The organism is Enterococcus sp. AZ091 (genome assembly GCF_051714805.1).
Classification (GTDB): domain Bacteria; phylum Bacillota; class Bacilli; order Lactobacillales; family Enterococcaceae; genus Enterococcus_D; species Enterococcus_D gallinarum.
The window spans coordinates 835,936-855,119 of record NZ_JBIOSO010000001.1; the positions used below are offsets into that span (position 1 = coordinate 835,936).

At 39.1% G+C, this 19,184-nt stretch carries 18 protein-coding genes and 2 pseudogenes; all 20 read right to left on the reverse strand.

Annotation, left to right across the window (positions count from 1 at the left end; genetic code table 11):
• Nucleotides 1-13: 13 nt before the first annotated feature.
• Nucleotides 14-61, reverse strand: a pseudogene (locus IGJ28_RS04330) (hypothetical protein); the annotation flags it as partial.
• Nucleotides 62-374: 313 nt separating this feature from the next.
• Nucleotides 375-1,307, reverse strand: a complete 933-nt coding sequence (locus IGJ28_RS04335) for a conjugal transfer protein (protein ID WP_001224318.1) — start codon at nucleotides 1,305-1,307, stop codon at nucleotides 375-377.
• Complete coding sequence (locus IGJ28_RS04340; protein WP_000769868.1) at nucleotides 1,304-2,305, reverse strand: bifunctional lytic transglycosylase/C40 family peptidase; 1,002 nt, start codon at nucleotides 2,303-2,305, stop codon at nucleotides 1,304-1,306. The genes IGJ28_RS04335 and IGJ28_RS04340 overlap by 4 nt, the downstream gene beginning before the upstream one ends.
• A complete protein-coding gene (locus IGJ28_RS04345) occupies nucleotides 2,302-4,479 on the reverse strand; it encodes a CD3337/EF1877 family mobilome membrane protein (RefSeq protein ID WP_000804748.1) in 2,178 nt (725 codons plus the stop codon). Before IGJ28_RS04345 ends, IGJ28_RS04340 begins: the two co-directional genes overlap by 4 nt.
• A 2-nt stretch (nucleotides 4,480-4,481) precedes the next feature.
• A complete protein-coding gene (locus tag IGJ28_RS04350) occupies nucleotides 4,482-6,929 on the reverse strand; it encodes an ATP-binding protein (protein ID WP_000331160.1) in 2,448 nt (815 codons plus the stop codon).
• The gene (locus IGJ28_RS04355) at nucleotides 6,913-7,305 is read right to left on the reverse strand and encodes a conjugal transfer protein (RefSeq protein WP_000723888.1); all 393 of its coding nucleotides are present in this window, start codon (nucleotides 7,303-7,305) and stop codon (nucleotides 6,913-6,915) included. Before IGJ28_RS04355 ends, IGJ28_RS04350 begins: the two co-directional genes overlap by 17 nt.
• Before the next feature lie 88 nt (nucleotides 7,306-7,393).
• A complete protein-coding gene (locus tag IGJ28_RS04360; protein ID WP_000342539.1) occupies nucleotides 7,394-7,891 on the reverse strand; it encodes an antirestriction protein ArdA in 498 nt (165 codons plus the stop codon).
• Nucleotides 7,892-8,007: 116 nt separating this feature from the next.
• Nucleotides 8,008-8,229, reverse strand: coding sequence for a hypothetical protein (locus tag IGJ28_RS04365; protein WP_001009056.1), 222 nt, complete (start codon nucleotides 8,227-8,229; stop codon nucleotides 8,008-8,010).
• 42 nt (nucleotides 8,230-8,271) lie between these two features.
• Nucleotides 8,272-9,477: a MobT family relaxase gene (mobT, locus tag IGJ28_RS04370; RefSeq protein WP_000398284.1), complete on the reverse strand. Its 1,206-nt coding sequence runs from the start codon at nucleotides 9,475-9,477 to the stop codon at nucleotides 8,272-8,274.
• Nucleotides 9,478-9,654: 177 nt separating this feature from the next.
• Nucleotides 9,655-11,040: an FtsK/SpoIIIE domain-containing protein gene (locus IGJ28_RS04375; protein ID WP_000813488.1), complete on the reverse strand. Its 1,386-nt coding sequence runs from the start codon at nucleotides 11,038-11,040 to the stop codon at nucleotides 9,655-9,657.
• Nucleotides 11,041-11,068: 28 nt separating this feature from the next.
• Complete coding sequence (locus tag IGJ28_RS04380; RefSeq protein WP_000985015.1) at nucleotides 11,069-11,455, reverse strand: YdcP family protein; 387 nt, start codon at nucleotides 11,453-11,455, stop codon at nucleotides 11,069-11,071.
• A 15-nt stretch (nucleotides 11,456-11,470) separates the two neighbouring features.
• Nucleotides 11,471-11,785 (reverse strand): YdcP family protein, encoded by a 315-nt coding sequence (locus tag IGJ28_RS04385; RefSeq protein ID WP_000420682.1) that lies wholly within the window; start codon nucleotides 11,783-11,785, stop codon nucleotides 11,471-11,473.
• Nucleotides 11,786-12,779: 994 nt separating this feature from the next.
• Nucleotides 12,780-12,911 (reverse strand): annotated as a pseudogene (locus IGJ28_RS04390) (IS256 family transposase); the annotation flags it as partial.
• A gap of 157 nt (nucleotides 12,912-13,068) precedes the next feature.
• Nucleotides 13,069-13,626 (reverse strand): glucose-6-phosphate isomerase family protein, encoded by a 558-nt coding sequence (locus IGJ28_RS04395; RefSeq protein WP_113849057.1) that lies wholly within the window; start codon nucleotides 13,624-13,626, stop codon nucleotides 13,069-13,071.
• Between the two features lie 23 nt (nucleotides 13,627-13,649).
• A complete protein-coding gene (locus tag IGJ28_RS04400; RefSeq protein WP_113849056.1) occupies nucleotides 13,650-14,429 on the reverse strand; it encodes a glucose-6-phosphate isomerase family protein in 780 nt (259 codons plus the stop codon).
• 16 nt (nucleotides 14,430-14,445) lie between these two features.
• On the reverse strand, nucleotides 14,446-16,179 hold the full coding sequence (locus tag IGJ28_RS04405) for a class I mannose-6-phosphate isomerase (RefSeq protein ID WP_103300470.1): 1,734 nt from the start codon (nucleotides 16,177-16,179) through the stop codon (nucleotides 14,446-14,448).
• Between the two features lie 34 nt (nucleotides 16,180-16,213).
• On the reverse strand, nucleotides 16,214-16,633 hold the full coding sequence (locus IGJ28_RS04410) for a PTS sugar transporter subunit IIA (RefSeq protein ID WP_081131108.1): 420 nt from the start codon (nucleotides 16,631-16,633) through the stop codon (nucleotides 16,214-16,216).
• A gap of 25 nt (nucleotides 16,634-16,658) precedes the next feature.
• Nucleotides 16,659-17,501 carry a PTS system mannose/fructose/sorbose family transporter subunit IID gene (locus IGJ28_RS04415; protein ID WP_081131109.1) on the reverse strand — a complete coding sequence of 281 codons (843 nt, stop codon included), beginning with the start codon at nucleotides 17,499-17,501 and terminating at the stop codon, nucleotides 16,659-16,661.
• Nucleotides 17,501-18,313: a PTS mannose/fructose/sorbose/N-acetylgalactosamine transporter subunit IIC gene (locus IGJ28_RS04420; protein WP_081131110.1), complete on the reverse strand. Its 813-nt coding sequence runs from the start codon at nucleotides 18,311-18,313 to the stop codon at nucleotides 17,501-17,503. Before IGJ28_RS04420 ends, IGJ28_RS04415 begins: the two co-directional genes overlap by 1 nt.
• Before the next feature lie 18 nt (nucleotides 18,314-18,331).
• Nucleotides 18,332-18,820, reverse strand: a complete 489-nt coding sequence (locus tag IGJ28_RS04425) for a PTS system mannose/fructose/N-acetylgalactosamine-transporter subunit IIB (RefSeq protein WP_113849054.1) — start codon at nucleotides 18,818-18,820, stop codon at nucleotides 18,332-18,334.
• Nucleotides 18,821-19,184: the final 364 nt, after the last annotated feature.

Sequence of the window (19,184 nt, forward strand, 5' to 3'; positions counted from 1 at the left end):
GATTTTCCTCCATTCAAAAGCCCAAAAGGGCATAAAAATCCCAGTGATAAATACTCTTATCACTGGGATTTTTATGCATAACCATAGGCATACAAAGCATACAGATATTCTCCGGATACTTTAGAATCACATGATAAAGGTATTCTTAAACTGGGTACAAAAAACTAAGCCCTCCTAAAAAAGGACATCCAATTATTTGTTCCCGCTATCAAATTGACAGTTTATTTAAGAATACCTTGCCGCATATTTATTAACTCCTTTTAAATAGATACTTAAATAATAGCACGTAAGAGCATATTTGTAAAGGAATCTCCAATTTTTTATCAAAGAGAGTACGTGATTACAAAATAGCTGTAATAATGTACCAATATTTGTTATTCTATAATCTTCCAATTACTCCCGTTCTTTTCAAGTACCAAATCAAATTGAGATACCTGCGTTGCTTTGGTCTGCTGGTCGATATACTCCACTGTCAGCGATACCGTGACTTGATTATCCTTACGATTGTGAATAGGATTTACCAGTTCTTGAAAGATGTACTCTTTTCCGATTGGTTTTAATATCCCGTCATTCACATAGTAGGAAAGTTCACTGGCTGTCGCTGTAGGATAGAGCTTGAAGAACGTCGTTAAAAACTCATTGATTTCATTGGTTGTAATGGAATCAACCGTCCCCTCACTTTCAATGGCTTTTGGTTTATAACTTGATTTCTTAGGTATGTTGGTAATGGTCGGATTCTTAACCAGTACCATATTTCCAGAACCATCTACATAGACACTCACTATATAAGCAGAGTGGACGGTCTTTGTATTTTCTCCCTCTGTAATGAGCTGGTCTACACTGTAGGTTACATTAAACTCATTGTCGCCAGTTGGCTCTACCGTCCATATCTGAAATCCTCTTACAGAAGACGATACAGGAATATCTTTGCGTACTGTATCAACATTGAGAGCTTGAAGTTCATCTGTCAGATAGCCTTTTAGACTTTCCATTCGATTATCAATGGACTTATCGGATTGCTCCCATGAATAGTAGACTTTCGCAAAGTTCTCTACAAAATTTTCTACATGATGAGTATCAACGTATTCCTTTTCTATGATAGTTGTTTCGTGAATAGTATGAGTATCTATAGCTGTAAAGTGCTTGAATATCGCAAAGCTGAAACTAAGCCCTAAAAGTACCCACAAGGCAATCACAACCTTTTTATGAGGATTGACCTTATAGACACGAGGTTTCTTTTCCTTTGGTATCTGTTTTTCTTTATTCTGATTTTTTCTAAATTTCATCATTAAATCTTCCTTTCTCATTGTTTGATTCGTCCTGCTCCCACTAAATGCTGTTGCCAGTAGGGGCTTGTTAAGTCGGCATAACCGATTGGGTCGCCTGCATGAAACATACGGTTATTGCCAAGGTATATCCCAACATGAGTAATATAAGAGCCAGCGTTATAGGTAGAATGAAAGAAAACCAAATCGCCAGCTTGTGCTTCCGATAGTGGGATATGCTGGGTCACATCATATTGCTGTTGTGCGGTTCGTGGTAAGTTAATTCCAGCTTTTCCATACGTCCATTGTGTCAGTCCGCTACAATCAAAAGAAGTAGTCGGGGAAGCTCCACCGTAAACGTATCGCCAGCCCTCATATTTCAGTGCTTCGTCCATGATGGCTTGTACCGTATCATCATCAAACTCTGTTGTGACAAGATACTGCGTTACCAGTTGCACATAAAACATATTGCCATAGTTGTATCGCCAGCCCCCATTGATAGGTATGGCTATGGGATTGGGGTAAGACACTTTTTCGCCACCTGAATACTCTTTTGAGAAACTTTGAGCCAGTTCAAAGGTATATTTATTTCCACGATTAGCCACATACCCTAAGAAACCACCACCATAATTGTAGGACTGGATAACCGATTCTAAATCTACACTGAGCCTTTCGCTACTGGCTAATAATTCACTGAAATACTTCACACCTTGCTTAATGGATTCTTCTGTACTCAATGAATTAGGTGGAAGACCGAGGGATTCCGAGGACTGCATAACATCTTCCGCAGTACCGCCCGATTCCACCTGTATAATCGCAAGAAGTATGTTGACATATTCTTCAACGCCATATTCTTTGGCATATTTTTCTACCATAGGCTTATGAGCCAGCACTTCTGCGGAAACATTCACACCTCCATAATGAATATTGGAAATTCCGCTGTCCTGTTCATCTGAAAATAAAATGGCAACAAACAGAAGCAGTGAGAAGACCATCAAGAATAATCCAGAACCACCAATCACTAAAGTTTTCAACTTCATGGTTTCTTACCGACTTTCTTAATGGTGGCGGTTTTGATTGGTGGTCTACTTCTTGTATTTTGTAGTGGTACTCTTTGAACAGTAGACGGACGTTCTTTTGTGATTGGACGTTGTGAAGTTCTATCTGCTGTAGTGGTTGAAGTTGCTGGCTTTTGAACGGTTTTTTCTTGAACGGTATTGCCTTGGCGTTCCACTTTTGGACTTGAAAAATCGGACTTAACTGCTGGACGCTCTTGTTTGGCTTGTTGAGATTCCTTATATGAAGTCTGAATATTAGACTGTTTTGAGGTCTGTTCATCATGATATTGTTCTTGTCTTGTAGTCGGTCTTTCATGAACAGAAGAAGCAGGCTGTTTTTTCTGTTTGACCTGTTCCATTTCAGAGCGACGCTTCGCAATGGTTTTTCGCCTTTGTTCCTGCTGTTCCTTGCGTCCACTGGCTCTGTCCGCTTTGGTTTGAGAAATACTACTGGTTAAATCACGGACATTCTCTTTTACTTTGGATTTTCCTTGATATACTGCATATCTTGCATTGGTCGGCAAATCTTTAACCTGTTCTTTCAAACCACTAGCAGTGTCTACCATTCTGTCTTTGGTATCAGCTACTGTACCGATGGTTTGACCGATACGTTTTCCAAGTGTTGATTTTTCCTTTCCGTCTGGTCGGGAGTGATCTGCTTGTGTCCTTGCAGAACTCCCCGAACCCGACTGTCCTTTTTTACCTGTAACAATGGCAGACCCAGCCCCTAGAGTAGTCATGGAACGTCCAAGTTTCCGCTGTAGACGGTGCATGTGAGCGTGCATAAGCATACGAGGTTTTCTCATCACACGACTTCCCACACTTTGAGAATCGTTACTCTGTAGAGAAAACATACTCATTAAATCGCCCAGCTTGAAGTAGATTCCTGCAAAGGTCACAATCTGTAGAAAAGCAATCAAAAAGAACGGATAACCAGCCGATAAGGTATAGAGCATGGTTGAAATACTAAATGCTGTCGTAATAATCAATGTGATTCCAGCTCGTGTCAAAATGGTATTAAAGAGCTTTGTTATGGCTCGTTTTGACATACCATCAAATGATGGAATCATGCTTAAAATAAAGCTCACAGGCAGAAACATAGCATAGATGATAAAAAGTACCTGCGAGAAAATCATGATTCCTGTTAATAGGAATACAAATATGGAAATCCCAATATTGAAGACAAATAGGAAGAAGACTGTACCTAAACGGTTAATGGTCTTTGTAATGGTTAGATTGGTATTGCTTCTGTCTTCAATTTCTTCCGCAACAATTTTTTCTCTGTCTTCGCCATTGTTGGAATCTGGGCTGGTGGAGAGCAGGCTTTCCACACGGTCAATACCGATACTTTCAATGTCTGAACTGTTGTATTGAAGCAGTAGCCACGGTTGCTGAACCTGTATGGAAAACAGGCTATCTCTGATTAAGTCCACGCTGTCCTTGCCTTGACTATCGGAATGGGGCATGACAATCTTCGTGCCAAGTGATAAACTGGCATTACTGATGTCTGATGAAAAGTCATTGATTTTTTTAATGTAGTCGGGAGCGTAGGCAATAAAGGAAGCCGATAGGATAAACACCAGCACAAAATTCATAATGGCATGAATTGCCTTTGTGGTTTCTCTCTTTATCAGTCCCGTATAGGCAACATAAACCCCAAGAACCAAAATCAAGAGTAAGAGGAATCCAACATAGAAACCCTCTGTTGAAAATCCGTTTGCACTCACACCAGCTAAGGTCTGCATATTCTTACCAATGGAATCTGCTGTAGCGGAAATGAAGTCTAAGGAATAGGCTTCCTGTACTAAGTAACCTGTCGCATTGGAAACATACAAACTGATTGTCCAAATAAAATTGGTAATGGCATATAGTCCATACATGACCTGTTTTCCAATCCCGTCCGACCAGTTCCACGGAAGCCAGCCCCAGCTATTATCCACATAAAAATCCAGTTGATAGTTTTCAAGTGGGTATCGGCTGTATTCATTTGCCACATTGACCGTATCATCTACCAAGCCCGCAGCTTGAACCACCGTTCCCAGCATGGCTAAAAGAAAAATGGCAATCACAAGTGTGAAAGCCACTGTCATTGCCACTTTACCTAGACGTTTCAGCGTCCAGTTTGATTTTATTCTGTTTACTATTGATGGTTTCACATTTACACCTCTTTTCGCACAGGTGGTCTGGTATCAAAGGCATGGAGCAGTTCTTCAAATACAGGGTGGAACTGTATCACACCGACACGACCATATAAATCACTGATAAGGCATTGCCCGTTTTCCAAATCACGCAATCGCTTCTGATTGTTTTCGTCCTCTGGGTCTACACCAAAAAAGGCTAAGGTCTTTTTAATCTCGTTAAGGTCAGTGGAACGAAATGCAAATTTTAAGCCGAGGTTATTTTTCAGTTTTTCATCTAAGAGGTCGTCTGTATTTTGGGTCACGAAATATACCCCAGCGTTCATAGCACGACCAGCCCGAACCAGCTTCATAGATAGTGTTTTTCCTTGTGCTACCTGTAAAAAGCTCCATGCTTCGTCTAAATCTACAATCTTGAAAATGCTTCGGTCTGTATGGATAAAGTCTAAAGCAAAGGTACTAATGACAATCAGCATAGCAACGGATAAAAGCTCCATAGTGGTATATTCCTCAAAGGAAGTTTCCTTGTCGGGAAGTACCAAGTCCGCAACCTGTATAATGTTCAGTTGTTTTTCTAAGCTGATAGACTGCTCCACATAACCATTACTGAATAATAAATGTGCAAAGTCATAGTCTGTAAAACTTTCGATATGGTCGGCTATACTGGTACTTAGTGGCGTATTCTCAACCCGTAATTCCTCAATCACTTTCATCAACCCTCGTACTTCACTATTGGTTACTGCACGAATGGCTTTTCTAAGGATTGGGAAGCGTTCCCCATCACGAGAGGAAATCCCCGTAAGGAATGTCAGAATATCAATAGCCAGTGATTCAGAATCTTTGGGATTTTTCATAATCACATAAGGGTCAAGTAAGCCTTTGTTTTTCTCATCAGAAGTCAGAGTGACGATATTGATTTCATGGGAAATCTCTGGCAAGGTTTCTTTCCATCTGCCACGTTCTGCTTTTGGGTCTACAATCACTGCTTGTGCCCCATAAAGCACCGCATAATAGACGATAAGGTTATTCGCAAAGGATTTACCACCACCCAGCGAACCAACAAAAGCCGACGCTAACGCATTGGTTACTGAACCCTTAACCCCTTGACTGGCAAGAGCAGGTTTCAGATAGACATTGCGTCCAGTATCTAAGCTGTAGCCAACATAAATCCCCTCATTTTCCCCCAGCATTTGAGTAGCACCAAAACCTAAACCAGCGAGGAAATCAGAGGTCACGTATTGAATATAATCATTCATATAACGCTTGCTGGCAGGTAAAAATTCTTCATGTAAGCCGAGCATATCCCCAAATGGTCGTACCAGTTTTACGCTTAAATCGTCATAAAAATCTTTCACTTCATTACAACGACGTTTGAGTTCGTCAAGATCATTTGCTGATACCCTTACCACATAAGACAGCTTGTACATAGATTCCTTGCTTTGGTCTAAATTGGTTTCCAGCTCATTCACACTTTCCAGAGCTTCCGCCACATTGGAGCTGGTTTCATTATCACTTTGCCAAGCGTGGTTATCCAAGTCTTTCAGTTCTTTCTTTTTATTGCGGACAGTAGATAGGGCTTTACGATTCGCTACAATTTCCACATTCATTGACGTATCAATCGGGAATGTAAATTGCTGTTGCTGGTAGTAGAAGATTTCAGAGGACGGGAAGTCCAGTTCTCCGACAATGCTGTTAATGGTAAAGTAAGCTACATAGACGGTTTCATCTTCCTGCTGGATTTTCAAATATCGCTGTTTTTCTTCCACCAAACAGCGAGTAGGCTTAATCAAGTCATAGTATTTAATCAGCGTTTCATTATCCAGCTTTTTCTTTGATAGATGGTACTCATACTCTTCATAGGCAGTGCCTGTCTGTCCGTAAAGGTGTTCAATCAGATAGCCGAAGTCGTCCTTATCTAACCTGCGGATTTTGAAACGACGAGAGATTTTATTTTCTAAGAGCTTTTCCATCTTCTGAAAACGCAGGATTTCATCATTACTCATACTAACAAAATCGCCCATCAGCTTATGGTTCACATCATAGACAAAATCAGACAAAGCATTTTTTGCTTCAACGGTAAGACTTTTCATAGAAAACTCCTGATCGTTGAGAAGCAACTTAAAGCCGATAAAGAAACGGTAGTTCACTTGATTTTCGCCAATCATGGATATTAAAGCGTCTGTCTGTTGGTCGATTTTGTCATAGGCAACCGCTTTGAGCTTGCCAGTGACTTCATTTTTGGAACGCTCTTGTGCAGAACGTATGCTGGATTCTGTACTGATTTGTAAAGCATGAATTTTGCCATCACGATTTTGTGCGATAAGCTGTCTGAAAGAATCATGCACTTGTATTTTCTGTTCTGGACTTAGAAATGAGTAATTGTAAGGAACAAGCTCATAGTAAGCATAACATTCCCCGTCTTTATTCCAGACGAGATTGTTTTCAATGTATTTAATTGGATATGCCATAAAATTCACTCCTAACTGCTGTAATGGCTTCTTGTGGCTGGTTTCTGCCAAGCGTTACTTTTTTTCCTGCATAGGTCAGCTTTGGTCGCAGTGCATAAGCAATGACAGACTTCAAAAATCCATAAGGCTTTTTACCATCAAAAGTTTTTGTAGACATAAACCATGTGAAAGCCACAGGAATCCCAAAGTATTTGAGAAATGCTCCCTCTATCATGGAAAGAGGGGGCAAGTTGCCAAGTATCATCACTGCAAAGAGTGACACGACAAACCATGTCATTTGCGTAAAGGTTATGGGAAACGGAAGTCTAAAATCATTGATAGAATACAGTACCTTTTCCACAGACCAGATACTGGTATAGCTTCGTATTTTCTTCATGTAATCAATCCTTTCATAAAAAATAGGGGTAGCTGATTGAGCCACCCCGTAAAATAGAAAATCTGCCAGTAGTAATGTACCGACAGATTTAATAGACGATTTCAAAAATCCCATGATTGGTTGAGATAAACGTTCCTGAAAGGTCTAAATCCCGACCATAGGCTTGATAATCAATATAGTTTTGAAGACTAGCTGGTACTTCGCCTAAAGCACCCGTTTCTTCAATGTAGTAGCGTGCCACGTCATACATATCATCACAATCGGAATGAATGATAATATCCTCTTGATGTTCGCTTAGTTCTTCAATGCTTGAAAAATGAGTGAGCAGAGCAGATAGCTCCGATTGTAATTCTTCGGGTAATTCCGATACCATTTCCCATAGTCGATTGAGTTCGCCAATGGAAGTGTATTCGTCAACCGTAAAGGGTAACTCGTAGTCATGAATGGCGTATTCCTCATATTCATCATTCAAGCCGATTTTCTCTTTGACTTCCTCAAAGTCAATGGGAAAGGTAAACCACGCACCGACCAATTCGCCCTCATTGTATTTGCCTAAATTCGCAATATAGACTTGCATATCGTCCATATATTCACGTCCTTTCTTTGTAGAGATTCAAAAATCCCTACCGCACTTCGTTTGGTGTACCATTCCTTTGCGGAACATAAGAAAACCACTTATATTCCACAAAAGAACGGTTTTATTTAAGCACCAATAATGCGATTGAATAGCTCTAGTAAAATGTCTTTTACTCCAGCAGCGTTGAAGACTAAGCCAACCGCAATAATCGCAATAATTAAAAAGCCAATCAGTTTGCTAAACTCACGCTTGAAGCCAAGATACAAGCCAATCACAACGATTGCTAAAAGCACCAGTGATTGAGCGTTTGATAGAAACCAGTTATAAAGGTTTTGTCCAAAATTCATAAAAATGTTCTCCTCTCTATATTCAATGAATTTGTATTTGAGTTATTTTTTTGTTGTTATCACGTCCTGTTCTTTTACTGACTGTTGCTTCAAAATCTGCTTGTGTCGGTCTGTCAGTTTCGCATGGTCGAGAATGTCTTTTACAACCTGCGTCTGGTTGATTTCATCAAGTTTAATCGCAACCTTTAAGGTCGGGGCAACTTGATGAGATAGCCAGTTCAGCGTCCTTTGGAAGGAGTAAGGCTCTGGTTTTGTGGTTAGTTTTAATCGTTCACGATTGTTCCCAATAAACCAAGCCCATTCTTCATTCAGTTTCCAATCAGAACGAGGTTTGGAATCGTCTTTATCTACAAAACGGATATACCGATTGATAATTTTAAAGGCGGTATGCTCTGGATTGTCATAGACGAGTAAATCACGGACTGCATAATAGGCACGCTCATTTTTCAATCGAATCTCAAAACGGTTTTTTACTTCTGCGTCTTCAATGGGAATATCATTTTTCTTGTACTGCTCGTAGTCCTTTTCATAGATACAGAAATAAACTTCACTTTGTAATGAACCGATATAGAGGGTGTTTCCCATACATTCCTTTTCCTCTTTGCGTACCAGTTCGCCACTGCGATAGCTTTTAAAACTGCGGAAGACGGAGATACATTCTTCCTGTTGGCACTTTTCAGTGAGTACAGGGATATTCAAAATCCCTGTCTTATCGTTAATGGCAAGGTCAAGGCGTTTCATCACACCGCCAGCCACCAAAACGTCCATAAAGAACTCATACCAGCTTCTTTGTTGTGCCAGAAGATAGCTTTCAAATTGTCTGCACCCACGACCTTTCAATTCCACCAGAACTCCTTTGTCCAGTTCATGGGAGCAAAGGACGAATATGTCGCCTAAAGCATAATGCTCTGAATAAGAATAGAAACCATAGTCCTCATGAAGAAAATAGGACAGTTTCAGTTGTAAGATGTTTTCGACCACCTGCTGTACGTCTGTTGTCGGAAAGCGAATCCTTACATAATCAAACAGCATTTCAAGGGGAGCGTCGGGATTGAAGCGTTCCAGAGCTTCCCAAAGGGACTGCTGTAAATCCTCTGATGGCTTGACTTTTCCTGTTTCAATATCGCTTAGATACTGCCTTGTAATACCAGTCGCAACAGCTAAACGGTTTTGAGATAGTCCATAAGCCAAGCGTTTTTCTTTTAAATGCTGTAACCAAGTTTGTTCATTCAGTAAAAATCCCTCCAATCAAAAAGGCGTATGTCAACTTTTAAAGCCCATTTGACATACGCTGAAATTTTGTAAATCCCTTGTAACCAAAGGATTTTCTAATGTTTTTTTGACTGTTTCCTGTCGATTTGTACCCCCCTGTTAGATACGGGGGGTTAAGTGCTGGCGTGGCTATTGCCACACCAGCCAGCAAGATCAGTCCACACCTGCGACTTCCGCTTCGCACGTCGCCTGCGTGGACTGTCTGCTGTTGGATAACTTTTTAATTTCCTCCAAGAAATCATATCCTTTTGGTACAAGGGGAGTATAAAACTCTGATATGACACTTGTTCCTACATCAACATAGCCACGACCTTTGATTCGCTTTAAGAAGAAATCCTTTTGTACGTCACTGCCAAACATCATGCCATAGCCCATTTCAGACATACGACCTAAAGCCACTCTGAAATTAAACTGATCACGGATTCCGTCGCCTAAATATTTTGCGTCTGGACGTTGACAAGCCAGTATTAGAAAGAAGCCAGCTTGACGACCTAACATGACAATCTGTTTCAGCTTATTCATAACTGCGGTGTTTTCTTTTGTTCCCAGCATTTCCATGAAAGCGACGTATTCATCAAAGATTAAGAAGTGTGCCGGGAGACCTAAGTAAGCATAATTTTTGCCAGTCTTATAGTTCTTCATCTGCTTCATTTCCTCACTACGTTTCATCATTTCTTCATAGAATGTTTCAATGCAAGAAAGCAAGTCTTCTTTTCTATAGTAGACATTTGCCATCACAGAACCTAAGTCCGCAAGGTCAGCATTTTTCGGGTCAAGAATATACAGTTTTGAATCTGTATGAAGCAAGGCTTCAATCAGTGTCAGTATAAAGTAAGTTTTACCGCCACCTGTACCACCAGCAATCAACATATGAGGGAGCTTATCATATTCCCACCATACGTTTTTCATTAAGCGAAGTTTACCATCTTTAGCTTCTACTTCATCAATAGAAATACGACTGGCTATGGTGTCATAGAGCAAAGTATATTCCACATAGGAATCCTTTAACTCTTTATCCGTCAGCTCACAGTACAAGCCACTCTCTAATTTCTTTTCCAAGTGTAAGAGTTGGTCTTGATATTTTCCCAGCGTGATTTCCACCCGTATCTGTATCAAGCCATTTTTAAGTCGATAATACATTTTAGGGAAGTAGGTTATCTTTTCCTTTGTACGACCAGCACTATCTTTAAAGAAACCCTCTGTTTTGACCTGTTCAGATTCATACCACTTGTTTTCAAGTATCATCTTTGCCAGTTTTTGACGGTGGTAAAGTTGTTTAACCGTATCATAGCGAACCCGTTTGAATACAAACGCTACCAGCAAGCAGATAAGAATTGCGACACTGAAACTGATAATTAAATAGGGAATGTCAATCTTATCTGCTTGTGATAGGTTAAAATCCTGCCAGTTGATCTGCTGGATTGTCTTCACATGAAACAGTCCGACAACCAGCAGGAAAACAGGCAGGAGTGACGCTATCGTAAAATGAAAGACTAAATCTTTACCAGATGGGCGAATCCTTTTACCACGCTGTTTCATGCGAAAAAGTCTCCTTTCTACCTAGCGACTATTTGTCTTGTGTCGGTTCTTTCTTTGCTTGTGGTTGAGCTTTGAATGAACTAGAATCCTTTGTCAGCACAATATCGTCTGCCTTGATATACCAGTCAACATCTGCTCCTTGATAGGTGGCAGTAGCAACGGTGTCCGCAATGGGATTGATAAGTTCCACCCGTGCGTTATAATCAAACTCTTTCAAAGGCACGCTGGCAGGAATACTTACTTGAATCATGCGTCCTTGTCCTTTGGATTTTAAGTCATAGGTACGTTCCTTGATTTCATCTGAAACCGACCCGTCTTCATTTTGGATTCTCACTTCACGACGTAGAGCAGAGAATTTCAATTCTCCAAAAGTCGTGTCTTTATCTAATACAATGCCATTTGCTAATCTCATCATTTTTCCTCTCTTTCTTTATTCTTTTATCATGTCGTCAGCATGTAAAAGGTAATTTGTAAAACCACGAGTGCCGATTTTGTAGCCCTCTGCGGTAATACGTGGATTGACTAACTTCACACGTTCCTCAAAGCCGAAATGTTTTTCGCCAGCTTCAGCAGGAAGCACCACCACAATATCATCTGCTCTTTGAACATCAGAATAGAGATTATAGCTTCTTGATAAGACAGTTAGCCGTCCGTTGATTCTTCGCTGAACGACTTTATCCTCGCCAGCAAATTCTAAATTGCCGAATGTTTTTTCCATGTTGGGAATCACAAATTTAAGTTCCATATTTTTACCTATCCTTTCTTTTTTATTGGCTGAATGAATGTTTGATGGTCTTAAAGAGTGGGGAACGACCTTTTGATTCTTGATTTTTTGTTTTCATAAGTTCACTTCCTTTCAAAATCGGGTAAAAAAATAGACACCTCATTTTTTGAAGTGTCTACCTATTAAATATTCAAATTTTATTGGAAGTATCTTTATATCTTCACTTTTCAAGGATAAATCGTCGTATCAAAGCTCATTCATAAGTAGTAAATTAGTAGTAAATTGAGTGGTTTTGACCTTGATAAAGTGTGATAAGTCCAGTTTTTATGCGGATAACTAGATTTTTATGCTATTTTTAAATATAAAAATATAGTGAAACAATTTTTATTAAATTTATTTTACACCAACGTTCAAACAAAATCCAGTAAAAAATTAATAAATTATTTTTTTTGATTCGAACGCGTCATCCTACTTTAATTATATGCCTTAATAAATAGACCCACCACTCGAATTCAGTTTATTGTCATATTAGCAGTTTTAAAATTATGTTAAAAAACTTGTCATGAAAATGATCGGAGAAATTCCCTTCATATCATCTTTTACTGCATTCTATTTCATCGACCGTAATTTTTATGTAAAAATACAGAAATGTTCTATCAAACTTGACTCTTTAAAAGCAGAACGTGCGGTATTCTATTCTCCATCGTATGATATTCTCTTTAATTATGTATTAGGTAGAGAATTATATTTATAGAAAAAAGGATCAAAAACTTTTAAGTTTCTGACCCCTGCCATCAAAACATCCGAGTACCTCACAAAGTTGGGTTTTATGAGCAATGATTCGTTTGCGAACGTATGGACACAAAGAGAAAATAATACCCTTCAATTATGACTAAAAAAAGCCAGAATCTTTAACAACCAAAGTTTTCTTAGCAATTTTTGAAATCAGATGGATTTTGATTGGACACATAGTTGAACAAACCTAGCGTTGTTATGGAAAATAAATCACATATTTTTAAATTCTAGAGGAGCAGGCCTCATGGATCATTAATTGATTAAACTCCATAGCCCAGTTTCGAATTCGGTCGCCTGACCACTTCGAGTGTAATTCTTTCGTGCGTAAAAAAAGTAGTATTAAGAATGCATTGCCGGAAGTGCAACTCGTCTCTTGGCTGTCTTTTTTAATCCTGTCTCATAGGAATCTGCCCAAAGTTTCCCTAATTAGACTAGCGAACAAACCATTTAGAAACTATCACTGTTATCTGTTAAATCATTTTTTTGCAAACAGTGAATCATGTCTAACACTAACCAGATTTAACAACTGGTTGTCCTAAAGGATCTCGAAAGATTCTCAAAGGAAACATTTTGTCTGGTGATCTATAATCATGTCCGGATACAGATTGCCAGCAAGCAGAAACTGACAATATCTCTTCTCCTGTATTAATTAAACGATGAGCTGTATTTCCAGGAATATAATGAACAGAACCAGGCGTTACTTTTTCCATACGAGTTATTTCATTTTCTACGAGCATTAATATTCCTCGTCCTTGCAAGCCGAAATAGTATTCGCCGGTATCTCTTGTTGCGTGGAAATGTCCTTTTGTCAGAAAGTATTCTGTCCCAATTACTCCTGGATTTAAATGTGTGATTCCAAAATAGAGTCCACCTGGTGTTCCTTCTGCCAACCCATTGTCTTGGTATTCCACCCGATAGATGACTGTTTCTGGATCTAATGCTTGATAAGCAGTTGCATCAAAAAAGTAGTTAGCTAAATCTTTTGCTTTCGTTTCCTTTTCTTGAAGACCGTAGCCTTCTAATTTAATCCGGCTACTATCATATCTGACAGAACTCTTTTCTATCATTACGAGCTCCTTTCTACCGCTGATTATGGTACAAAATCTAGCCATTCTTCTTTCCATAAATCTGGTCGAACAACAAAATCAAATTTTGTATTTTCTTGTTCATATTGTTGATAAATAGGAACGTTTTCTTCAATTGCAAATTCTGAATACTGACGTGCGTTTTTTTCTATTAATTGCTTAGTCTGATAGCTTGTGTTCGGTATCCAAATCAACTTACCTTGAACTGTGAATTTTGGATAGAAAGCTAATCCATTGTGAGCTCTAATCGCTTCATACTCAAAACCATAATCCCTCACGCACCATGCACCAAACACTAAACGTTCGGTTCTTGATGCATTGATTGTACAATGTGCCCAACCTGGTGGAACGATGACAACTTCTCCAGCTTTTGCTTGAACCGCATAGCAACGCCCAGGATCTTTGGAGCCATTCTCCTGCATATAAATGATTGCTTCGCCAGACCAGATTTCATAAACCTCGGGTGTCGACATTTGACAAGTTTTTGAAGAAGCATGGATGTGTCCTTGACTTTTAATTGGTTCGTCACCGATTGAACCAGCCGCATAAGCAACTATTCCAAAAAGCAACTCACGCTTTACTAAATCAGCTTGATCTTTTACTAACCCGACATCCATCGCAATGGAGTAGACAATATCTGGCCCTTTGGAATCATGATTCGCCATGCTGTGAAGAATATCCTTCAAATAACGTTGTTCGGCACGGGATGGACCAAAAGTACCTGCAGGATACAAAAATTCATTGCTATTTTCATCAAAAGTTATCCCTAGCCCAGTTTCAATCATACTCTGCCTCCTTAAACTAAGAAAAGTTGCGAACAAAAGCTTGGATCACTGCAACCTCTTTTTCTTGGTTACCTTGATTTACCAATTTATATTCTTTGACTGCCTCAGGAACAATAAAAGTCTCACCATAATGGACTTCAAACGGGTCAAAACTGTTGTCTAAACTCTCTACTGTTATGGTTTCACCCTCCACCAAATTCAGCATGTTGACGCTTTGATGTACTTTAACCGTTACCTCTTTTTTAAACCAGTGACGATGTGTCTCAATAAATTCGAGCTCATGTAATCCTGTTTTCTCAACACGACTTTCATTATCTTCATGAAGTGTTTCAAAAGGGTTGATCAAATTTTCTTGAACCCATTTAGTATCATAAGCCGTATTTACATTTTCTTCGCCATGGTTTAAATGAACTGGTCTTGGTAGTCCATCTAGCCCTAATCGTTCCCAATCCCATAATTTAAAAGTAAAAATATAAGGAGTTTGACTGATTTCTAACACGACGGTTTCTGGACCACCACAGTGAATCGTGCCTGCAGGAATCGAGTAGTGATCATGTTTATTTACTGGAAAACAATTGATAAATTTCTCATCTGGAAAACGATAATCTCCTTTTTCCGCTTTACGCAACTCCTTGAATAATTCTGCTTTTTCTGTTCCTTCTTTCACACCTAGATAGATCGTTGATTTTTCAGACGCTTGCAAAATGTAGTAACTCTCATTTTGTGTATAGAACATGCCAAATTTGTCTTGGATGTAATCCACTCTCGGATGAACTTGCAGGCTTAAATTCCCACCTCCGACAGTATCTAGATAATCAAAACGAATAGGAAACTCATTGCCAAAGCGTGCTTGAACTTTCTTTCCTAGTAAAGGAATTGGACGCTGATGCACGACATTAATCGCTGGAATTTCTATTGCTACTCCTGAAAAATCCAGACACAAACTATTTTCTTCGGGTACACCATCAAAAGCCCAACCATAGTTTTCCATTTCGGGATTCAAATTAAACTCTTTCTTCATCCATTGCCCTCCCCAGACGCTAGCATCAAAATAAGGGACCAGCCGAAAGGGTTGTTTGACGATTTGATCTAGTGCATTTCGGTAACTTACCCCATCGACCATTTTTGCTTGACATGATACATTTGTATCCAACAAATAATCGAGACGGTCAGTCACTTTCTGTTTAAGACGATCAGCGACACGCCATTCAAAGAAAAATCCTCGCTTCACTTTTTTTAAATTATCTTCGGATTCATTCGCTGCCTTCCAATTTGGCATACCAGCACGATACCGTTTTTGAATCTCCCATCTTGTTAGATCGGCATAACACAAAATGTCAGGATTGGGTAATAATATCGTAGCTCCCGTTCCATAGACAACGATATTGCGGCTCTCTTCAGCTATTTCTTTCTTGATTTGCCGTATCTCATAGTTAGGAAAAAATTCATCCAAAGTTGCATGAGACATAAGTCCAAAAACACGATCATCGGTTAAATTCGCAGCAATTTTATTTGTTATTGTTTCTGCATCATAAGCATAATCATCTGCTTTTATTAGTCTTACACCTTTTAACTTGCTTAATAGCAGTTCTTCAATTTCATGTAAATTTACTCCTGGATAACACTCCAAAGCAAGGGTTCTTTTCCCATTGACAAATTGCTGACTTATCTCGTCAGCAATTTGAGTATAATTCTTCCATGTTCGTGAATCATGTTTCACCTTAATTTTTGGTCGTAAATTATATACCATTTTTACCCCTCTTTATAATCATAATGATATGACATTAGAATTTCTCATCGTCTCTTTCGGGAGAGAAATCCATCCGATCAATACTTTGCTTCCCAGCTTTTATTCCATCTGTAAGTAATTGTTGAAATTCTTTTCCTTCTCGTGTCAATATCATTTCTAGTAACATCGCTAGATTCATACCCGACAGTATTTCAACTTCAAGACCGCTTTGTAAAAAAACATCTGCTGCGTTAGCACCTGGAGACCCTGATGGAATATCACAAACAATTATCATTTTTTTTACTTTCTTAGGCAAATTCTCCGCCAATTTTTCCAATTCAGTTCGATAGGAAGCAACTCCATCTTCTTCCAAACCTAAAGAAAAGAGATAATTCTGTTCGCCTGCGACAAATTCTACAGCATCTTTCATGCCGTCAGCCAATTTTGAATGGCTAACCAATAAAACTCCAATCATATCCATTTCCCCTCATTCATTGCATTTAGACAATCATTTGAATTAAATAAGCGATGCCCACTCCGCCAAACGCTGTCACAAAGTAAATACCTATTAATTTCAATGCAGAAATGCCTTTCTTAGCCATTAAATACCATGAAATCAGAACTAACAACAATGGTAATAAATTCGGAAAAATCCCGTCTAAAATTTGTTGAATATCAATTTTAGCGCTACTGAAATTTAACACAATCGGCAGGTTAAGATTGACGTAACTCGCAGCAACTCCCCCGATTACAATCATCCCCAAAACAGAGAAGGCTTGCGTAATTTGCTGTGCTTTTTCCCCAACAAAGGTGTCGACTGACTCCGCTCCAAGTTCATAACCTTTGAAGAATAAGAATCGAGTTCCCAGCATAATGATCGTGTTATAAGAGACAATGTAGAAAAGCGGACCTAAAATACTTCCATTTTCTGATAATCCCATCCCGATCGAAAGTAATATTGGAATTAACATACCAGGTATCATGGAATCCCCAATCCCTGCTAAAGGTCCCATCAGCCCTACCTTCAACCCATTTACAAATTCATCATCTATCTCTTCTTGTCCTAAAGCCCGCTGTTCTTCTAAACCAATAACCACTCCATTAATCAATGAACCAATTTGAGGCTCTGTATTATAAAAAACTGAATGCCTTTTTAGCATGGCTTTTTGTGCTTCCAAGTCATCTTTATAAAGACGTTTTGCGATTGGTTCCATCGATAATGCAAATCCGAATGCTTCCAAAAACTCAAAACTAGTCGCTACTAGGTTATACATCATCCAACGAATGTAGGATTTATTCAGCGACTTTTTGTCAAGAAGTTGATATGATCTTTTCCGTTCCATTAAAATTCCTCCTCATCCTCGAAGTCATGGTAAGTTCCATCCTCTGCCGCCACTCTTGCAGCAGGCTTAGATTTTGCTTGAAAATAAATATAGGCAACGACACCTGCTACTATAGCCAGAGCAATCATGTTTAATTTCAAAAATATGACACAGATAAACCCAAAAAGAAAGAATATCAGCATAATGTCCTCTTTGACAACCGCTGTCAAAAGCATCACAATCCCAATAGCTGGTAGAGCCCCTCCCAAGATTCCCATCACATCAATCAAGTATTGTGGCATGCTTGCTAACAATTCTTTGGCAAAACTTGATCCAAAATAGATCACTAAAAAGGACGGGATAAAGCGTAAAGCAAAACTCAATAATTGTGGACCAACAATTGAATTGAAATGGAAGCCTTTTTCGTCACCTTCTTCAATCGCATGTTGCGCCCGATGGTTCCAAAAAGAATTAGCCACTTGAAAAAAGTTGAATACAATCGTACCAATAACGCCGATCGTTGTGGCTAAAGTTACTGCCACTTCCGTGGAAGAATTCGATAGAATGGCTAAAGCAATTGCCGGGTAGGCCACAAAATTCAAGTCAGCCGGCATCTGTCCACCTGGAGTAACCATAGCGATATAAACGGCTTGGATAGCTACCCCAATAATGATGCCTTGAGTGACATCGCCTAAAATAAGTCCGATCAAAAATCCTGATACTAGTGGACGACTGATCGTGTACCATCCACCTGTCAATCCCATTAGCCAAGGAGTACCTAGAGCTCCTAGGTAGCAAAGTAGTGAGATCAATACAGCTTGAAGAAAAAGCATAATAAGTTCCTCCATTCTTTAATTTTTTATATCTTTCCAAGTAAAACCTTTTGAATCCGGTACCAATTTAAACTGAATGTCCATTCCCAGTGAATCCAATCGCTCGAAGGCTGCTCGTTCATTTTCAGTAATTGCAACATTGGGACCAATTTTTTCTGCACCTTCTCGAGCGCTCATCGGACCAACATTTAAAATCGGGTAGCATGAAATAAAATCGGCTCCAGCTTCATACAAACGTACAAGCGTCTCAGGTGACTTTGCTATTAGAAAATAGTTTTTCTTACTACCTACGATTTCTTCCCACTTCAAAGCTGTACGATCCACCGTCATAACGAAACCTTTCAATGGCTTCGGTACCGCTCCTTTAAGTACCTTTGATAAAGTTGGATTGTTCGCGGAAGGATCGTCTACTGCCACTACACCGTCACAGGCTCTTTCACTCATCCAGCGTGTCACGACTTGTCCATGAATAATTCGATCATCTATTCGTATAAAAGAAATTGCCATTTTTAACACTCCTATCCTCTATGTCTTTTTGTTATATCAATATTACAAATGTATTATATGATATTTCTATTAAAAAGACAACGGTTTCTTTTTTAATTTCGAAAAATATTTTAGTATGTTATCTACTTATCAAAACTCTAGCCTATGCGGTTGTTTTCTGGAGACAAATGTACATTTATCGAGAGTTTCATATATCTTCTTTAAATATGAAAATGTCTAGGTGAAAAGTTCCATTGACTACCTAAAAAAAGCCGTTTCTTTATTGCATCAGGATAATAATTTTTATAGACTGTTAGCTTAAAAGGGTTCATAAAAAGCACGTTTCCTTTATAAGGAAGCGTGCTTTTAACTCAATCTCCTGACT

Coding starts and splice junctions, on each gene's coding strand:
- IGJ28_RS04335 (WP_001224318.1), bottom strand. CDS start 1,307: ATGAGAAAGGAAGATTTAATGATGAAATTTAGAAAAAATCAGAATAAA.
- IGJ28_RS04340 (WP_000769868.1), bottom strand. CDS start 2,305: ATGAAGTTGAAAACTTTAGTGATTGGTGGTTCTGGATTATTCTTGATG.
- IGJ28_RS04350 (WP_000331160.1), bottom strand. CDS start 6,929: ATGGCATATCCAATTAAATACATTGAAAACAATCTCGTCTGGAATAAA.
- IGJ28_RS04355 (WP_000723888.1), bottom strand. CDS start 7,305: ATGAAGAAAATACGAAGCTATACCAGTATCTGGTCTGTGGAAAAGGTA.
- IGJ28_RS04360 (WP_000342539.1), bottom strand. CDS start 7,891: ATGGACGATATGCAAGTCTATATTGCGAATTTAGGCAAATACAATGAG.
- IGJ28_RS04365 (WP_001009056.1), bottom strand. CDS start 8,229: ATGAATTTTGGACAAAACCTTTATAACTGGTTTCTATCAAACGCTCAA.
- IGJ28_RS04375 (WP_000813488.1), bottom strand. CDS start 11,040: ATGAAACAGCGTGGTAAAAGGATTCGCCCATCTGGTAAAGATTTAGTC.
- IGJ28_RS04380 (WP_000985015.1), bottom strand. CDS start 11,455: ATGATGAGATTAGCAAATGGCATTGTATTAGATAAAGACACGACTTTT.
- IGJ28_RS04385 (WP_000420682.1), bottom strand. CDS start 11,785: ATGGAACTTAAATTTGTGATTCCCAACATGGAAAAAACATTCGGCAAT.
- IGJ28_RS04395 (WP_113849057.1), bottom strand. CDS start 13,626: ATGATAGAAAAGAGTTCTGTCAGATATGATAGTAGCCGGATTAAATTA.
- IGJ28_RS04400 (WP_113849056.1), bottom strand. CDS start 14,429: ATGATTGAAACTGGGCTAGGGATAACTTTTGATGAAAATAGCAATGAA.
- IGJ28_RS04405 (WP_103300470.1), bottom strand. CDS start 16,179: ATGGTATATAATTTACGACCAAAAATTAAGGTGAAACATGATTCACGA.
- IGJ28_RS04410 (WP_081131108.1), bottom strand. CDS start 16,633: ATGATTGGAGTTTTATTGGTTAGCCATTCAAAATTGGCTGACGGCATG.
- IGJ28_RS04415 (WP_081131109.1), bottom strand. CDS start 17,501: ATGGAACGGAAAAGATCATATCAACTTCTTGACAAAAAGTCGCTGAAT.
- IGJ28_RS04420 (WP_081131110.1), bottom strand. CDS start 18,313: ATGCTTTTTCTTCAAGCTGTATTGATCTCACTACTTTGCTACCTAGGA.
- IGJ28_RS04425 (WP_113849054.1), bottom strand. CDS start 18,820: ATGGCAATTTCTTTTATACGAATAGATGATCGAATTATTCATGGACAA.